We start from the raw sequence: 5252 nt of genomic DNA, 5'->3' as shown, positions 1-5252 counted from the left end.
GAGCAAACAATGCAAAGCCTTCTGAAAAAAACCAAGTTATGTAGCCGAGTGCTTTACACAACCCTCCAATAATCAGCATATTTTTTCTGCTCCAATGGTCAGCTAAAACACCTGTTGGTATTTCAAGTAAAACTACTGATAAAGACCATATGGCAAGCAAAAAAGATATTTGTGTTAACGATAACCCTTTTGCCTGAAACATTAACATATAAACAGGATATATAGGCATGGTATCCTTAAACAGTTTGTAAGCATAATAAAATTTAATATTCACTACATTAGTCCTTCCTTCTAATAATAGATTTATTATAAATTTCTATACTTAGCAAGGTGGACCTCGGACGTAATAATCTTATTGACCAGTATCATTCCATTTTTTCATAAACCCAACTTCTCCTTATTTGATAATGATATTACTAAGTTACTCATTCATTATATCATTGCATCTTTATGACTGTTATTAAAATTATACTATTTTTATAGCTACGATTCAAACATTTTTGTTTGCAATATTCACAGCCACATCACTACCGTTTCTCACAGTCCTATTTTCAACCCTTTACAGTCTCAAAACACACTCCACATAACTGGACTGTGTGAAATACTTACTTTATATTTCTATTTTACGACGCTTACCGACTGACTAGCAGGGAACCACATTACTTGAGCTCCAAAGGTTTCTGATATATAGCGCAAAGGAACCATTGTGCGACCATTAACGATAGTAGGCGGTGTATCCATTCCAGGGATAGTCTCCCCTACGGTGAGAGCTATTTCTTGGTCGTCCCTATGAAAGGTTACAGTCTTTGTCTTGTCGTTCCAGTCAAAGCTGGCACCCAGTGCTTCACCAATGAAGCGAAGCGGCACGTAGGTACGATTATTAATAAGGCTAGGTGGAACATCTATTGTTTTTTCCTCGCCATTTAATTTAGTAATTGCATTGCCAATGGTCAGATTCAAAATCACTATTTCGTTCTTTTGTAATACTGTATAAAGACTGAACTTATCCGTATAGAAGGTAAAGGTTTTATTGGCTTCATCATAAGTTCCACCTAAAAATTCGGGCACTATTTCACCTTGCTCATTTTTTTCCAAGCGAGTCCCTGTTAACTGGCTGATTTGTTCTGATGTCAAAGTCAAGCCGGATAAATCTATGGTTACTGCTACCGGTTCCGCAAAACTGGTGATTTTCTCAGAACTCGTTTTACCATCACTAGAAGTGCTTAACTGGGCAGTAAAACTGAAAACTTGTCCACCCACTTGAAAAATGCCAGTACTTTCACCCATCAAAGTTGCTGCCATTATTGCATCTTTCTCCGTATTAGTTACCGCTTCTGCGCCAATTTGAACAGTTGAATTATTGTTCTGTCCTGTAATTTGAGAAGTTTTCAAAGAGTCAGTGGCAAACTGCAGGTTGACCCCCTGACCAACAATATTCAGCGGCTTTTGCAATTCAGATAGTTGGTTGAGTATGTTTCCAGTGATAGTGGCTTGTCCATTACCTGTAGAAATCAATTCAATTCTTGCTTCACCATTTTTCTGAAGACTAATTTCTAGTTTATACTCATCCGGTGTCGTGATATCGTTTAGAATCTTAACAGCAGGGGATGTAGTTGAGCTAGTGGTTCTGTTACTGCCAGACCCGCCGCCGGAACCTCCTCCTGAAGTCGCATTTACCACTTGAGTTACTGTAAAAGTTTCATCTGTCATGTTGGTTGATGATATCGTTACAGTTGCAAAATAGGTGCCAACCGCAAGTCCGTCATTTGCTTTTATGGTAAAGGTTGTATTTGGTATTCCATCATTTAAGGTTGTTACAGTGGGTTGTGTTATGGTGAAGCTTCCTGGGTTTGCCCCGCTTAATGCTGTAGCAAGTCCATTAAGATCGCCTGTTCCCGTTCTTGTAATAGTCAACGTTTTTGTTTCCTGAGTATCTGCACCATAACCAACTGTTTTTGTTGTTAATGTCTGATTTGTTATGGCTGTCATGGTATAGGTAGGTGCTGGAGCCGGAAGGCTTATTGCGCTACTGATTACTTGTGATAAAGCCCCTGTATCAAATCCCAGCTGGGCACCTGCCACAACTGCGCCATTGGTCGCTCCTAGATTGACAAAGGTGGCTACACCTGAGTTTGCAGTGGCTGTAGTAGTTCCTGTAAGAGTCCAGTTACCATCGTCAAAGCGGGATGTCGTAATAACCGTTGCGTTGTCATTGGTACAGATATTTCCGTATAGATCTTTTAATGTAACTTTAGGCTGCTGAACAAAAACACCACCATTAGATGCTGGAGCCGTAACTGCCTGTGTTATTTCTAGACTATGAGCTGGTCCGGGATTAATAGTCTGACTTACACTTGAGTCTTCATATCCAGTGGCTGTTACTAATACCGTACCAGTCCCGACAGTTTGTAGGCAAGGCTTCCCACCGCTGGGCTTTAATGTGATCTTTCCGCTGCTCACTGTATAATCAGTATCGTTCGTCAAAAGAGTCCCATCAAAACTAACACTTGAAACTGCGGATTCATAGTTGCCATCAGATTCAAATGTAATATCCAAATCAGAAGTTACATCGTTGCTGGTTGTATCAGCCGACAAAATCACTCCCCGAATTGTATCACCGCTGATTGTAAGGGTTTCTGGACCAGGCGTACTTGGTGAGGTCATCGAAACAAGAATGTAGTATGGGTTCCCTGCAGTACAGCTAATAGATACAGTTTTATCGCCTACAGCACCACCCGACAAACTTGAATTTTGCGTAAATAACGCGTTATATACAGCAAGATTGACCACGTTGCCCGTCCCAGTAAGTGTAAAGGTATAAATCTCGGTTTGTTTAGGCACAATTTTAAACCATGATCCAGCATGGCCAACATGTACCGATTCTGTTAATTTATAAATCGGTGTTGCAGATGTTTTGGTTGCACCACCGGTTACAACTGTTGTCGCCATAACAGGAGTTGCAAAAATTAATACGCTTAGTAAAAGAAAAAAAATGGTGCGTGATAATTTATTTCTCATAAAATAAAAACCTCCTTGTGTGAGACATTATAGAGTTTTAATAATAAACCGATAATGCCTATGTTGTGTTATTTCAATGTTTATGAACAAGTAGCCTTAATCATTCATGTAGTTTAACCCATACGATTATATCAATTAAAAAAACACTTAGTTCATCCATCTACACGAAGCGCCTTTTTTTCGTCACGAATAGAGGGATTCGAACTTTTTAGGTCGAATATGTAAAAGATCAAATATTTATCAAGTCTTTGAGGGTGCTTTTTAAAGTTCTGACGTAGAATCTAGGGTATATCCTCTATCTTTATATAAACGCGCTTCTTAATACCTAACATGCCTGTTATCAGGGTTGCAGGAAACATATGAGTGGCATGATTCAACTTAGTGGCGCTTTCGTTGTATATTAGTTTGCTTGTTCGCACCATCTTTTCATATTGATCTACTGCATTCATGTTTTTCGTAAAGGTTTCATTCGTTTTTATATCAGGAAAACTTTCTGCAATTGTCATAATTCTCGCCATTGCTTCTGCCATAATATCTTCCTGTATTCTTATATCATCGGGCGAAGAATCCCTTGTAATTGAATTTTTAGCCTTGATTTTTTCTATTAATATCTGTGGTGCAGGTTGATTATAATTGAGGGTTAAATCTAAAAGAGAAATTAACAGATCCCACTTGGAGGATAGTTGAACACCAATCTGTGTCATAGAATTACTAATGTTTTCATCCAATACAACAAAAGTGCGTTGTACTGAAATAATCCAAAAAACAAGTATCATTAGAATCCCAACTACTGTTATATAAACCATTGATATACCTCCATAATTAATAAAGCGCTCTCGGAAACCTTTGATATCCTAAAGCGCTCTCTATGCTTTCTTTGATTACTCGCCCGCTTCTAATACTTTCTTATATATGGCAATATCACTATCTAATGATTCCAACATTGTCCTTGTCTCTTCATCACTATAGCCACCACGATCAATAATTTGTTGATTATATCCTTTAGTTTCCTCCATTGTTGAAAGAAGTTGATCCACTTGTGGTCTAAACTCCGCTTCATATTCTCCCTCTAGTAGACCATTGTCTTCATACCAATCGTAGATTTCTTGTACTAATGCTTCTGCCTCATCCATCTTTGCTTGTACTGCTGCATTGTTTTCGTCGTTATTTCCACAAGCAACAAAGGTAAATAATGTAGCGATTACGACTAATGCTGTAAATATTTTTTTCATATTCATTATGCCTCCATATATTATTATGATGATTTTTTTATCCTTAGTAAGGATATACCATTTAACACGTAAAAAACTGTCTCATCCATGAACTGGCCTATTTTTATCACGAAATATCTAAGGTTGATGTAGATTATAAGTATTGACTATTCTACATATGGTTCAGAAACCATTATTAAATAATCCTGAAACAAAGGAATTAGTTGATCAATCTGCGCGAATTTTTCATTCATGTAAGTCTCTTCAATGACTTCTGAACCTTCAATTGCAAGTTGCACTTCGTCCATAAAACTATACACTGCGCCTATTTCAGATAGAAAAAATTCATCTGCTTCCCAACCATTAGCCTGTGCGCTTACTACCACTGTGTTCACAAGATCAATCAATTCGTTTTCTTTATCAATTAGTTTGTCCCTTTGTTCGAAATATTTTAATTCATATATCATTAAATCCAATACGTTCTGATTGTTTTCAATTACACCATCTAATACCGCAACGAATTCATCTGTTCCGCCTAGGTAGCCACCCATATCAATTATTTTCTGATGATTATCAGTAATGTCTCTAAGATGTTCTTTTAATGTGTCAACCGCTGATTGATATTCTTCGCCTAAGTCATGATCAGCCACAATGGTTTCAATATCCATGATGGTTACTTCAATTTCAGTGAGTTTTGGTAGTATAACAGCATTATTTTCATCAATTCTTATTTGTTCTTCTGATTGATCCTGATCTACTTCTGTGTCAACTTTTGCCTCAGCATCTGTATGACCTTCTTCAATTGACCCTCCACTACATGCTACAAATGTAAATAACGAAGCAATCACTACCATAAATAATAATATTTTTTTCATAATTAATATTCCTCCATAAAATAATAGTTTTGTTGATTCTTAGCCATTATATTTGATTTAACACACAAAAAACTGTCCTATGCATGAAACGACCTGATTTCAACATGAAAAGACATTATCTTATCCCAAAATGACGGATTCATGTTAT

Annotated in this window: 5 protein-coding genes; all 5 read right to left on the bottom strand. The window is 37.2% G+C overall.

Features of this window, described 5'->3' with window-relative positions:
- The coding region (locus tag P0N36_RS14460; protein WP_275843571.1) for an MFS transporter at nt 1–274 on the bottom strand (274 nt) is incomplete at its 3' end.
- A 344-nt stretch (nt 275–618) separates the two neighbouring features.
- The gene (locus tag P0N36_RS14455) at nt 619–3018 is read right to left on the bottom strand and encodes a stalk domain-containing protein (protein WP_275843570.1); all 2400 of its coding nucleotides are present in this window, start codon (nt 3016–3018) and stop codon (nt 619–621) included.
- A gap of 281 nt (nt 3019–3299) precedes the next feature.
- Entirely contained in the window at nt 3300–3824 is a 525-nt protein-coding gene (locus P0N36_RS14450) for a LemA family protein (RefSeq protein ID WP_275843569.1), read from the bottom strand.
- Nucleotides 3825–3899: 75 nt separating this feature from the next.
- Nucleotides 3900–4250 carry a hypothetical protein gene (locus P0N36_RS14445; RefSeq protein WP_275843568.1) on the bottom strand — a complete coding sequence of 117 codons (351 nt, stop codon included), beginning with the start codon at nt 4248–4250 and terminating at the stop codon, nt 3900–3902.
- A gap of 146 nt (nt 4251–4396) precedes the next feature.
- Nucleotides 4397–5104 carry a hypothetical protein gene (locus P0N36_RS14440; RefSeq protein WP_275843567.1) on the bottom strand — a complete coding sequence of 236 codons (708 nt, stop codon included), beginning with the start codon at nt 5102–5104 and terminating at the stop codon, nt 4397–4399.
- Nucleotides 5105–5252 lie beyond the last annotated feature (148 nt).

Origin of the sequence: Petrocella sp. FN5 (assembly GCF_029210395.1) — a bacterium.
GTDB lineage: Bacteria > Bacillota > Clostridia > Lachnospirales > Vallitaleaceae > Petrocella.
This window is presented reverse-complemented; position numbering and strand designations above follow the sequence as displayed.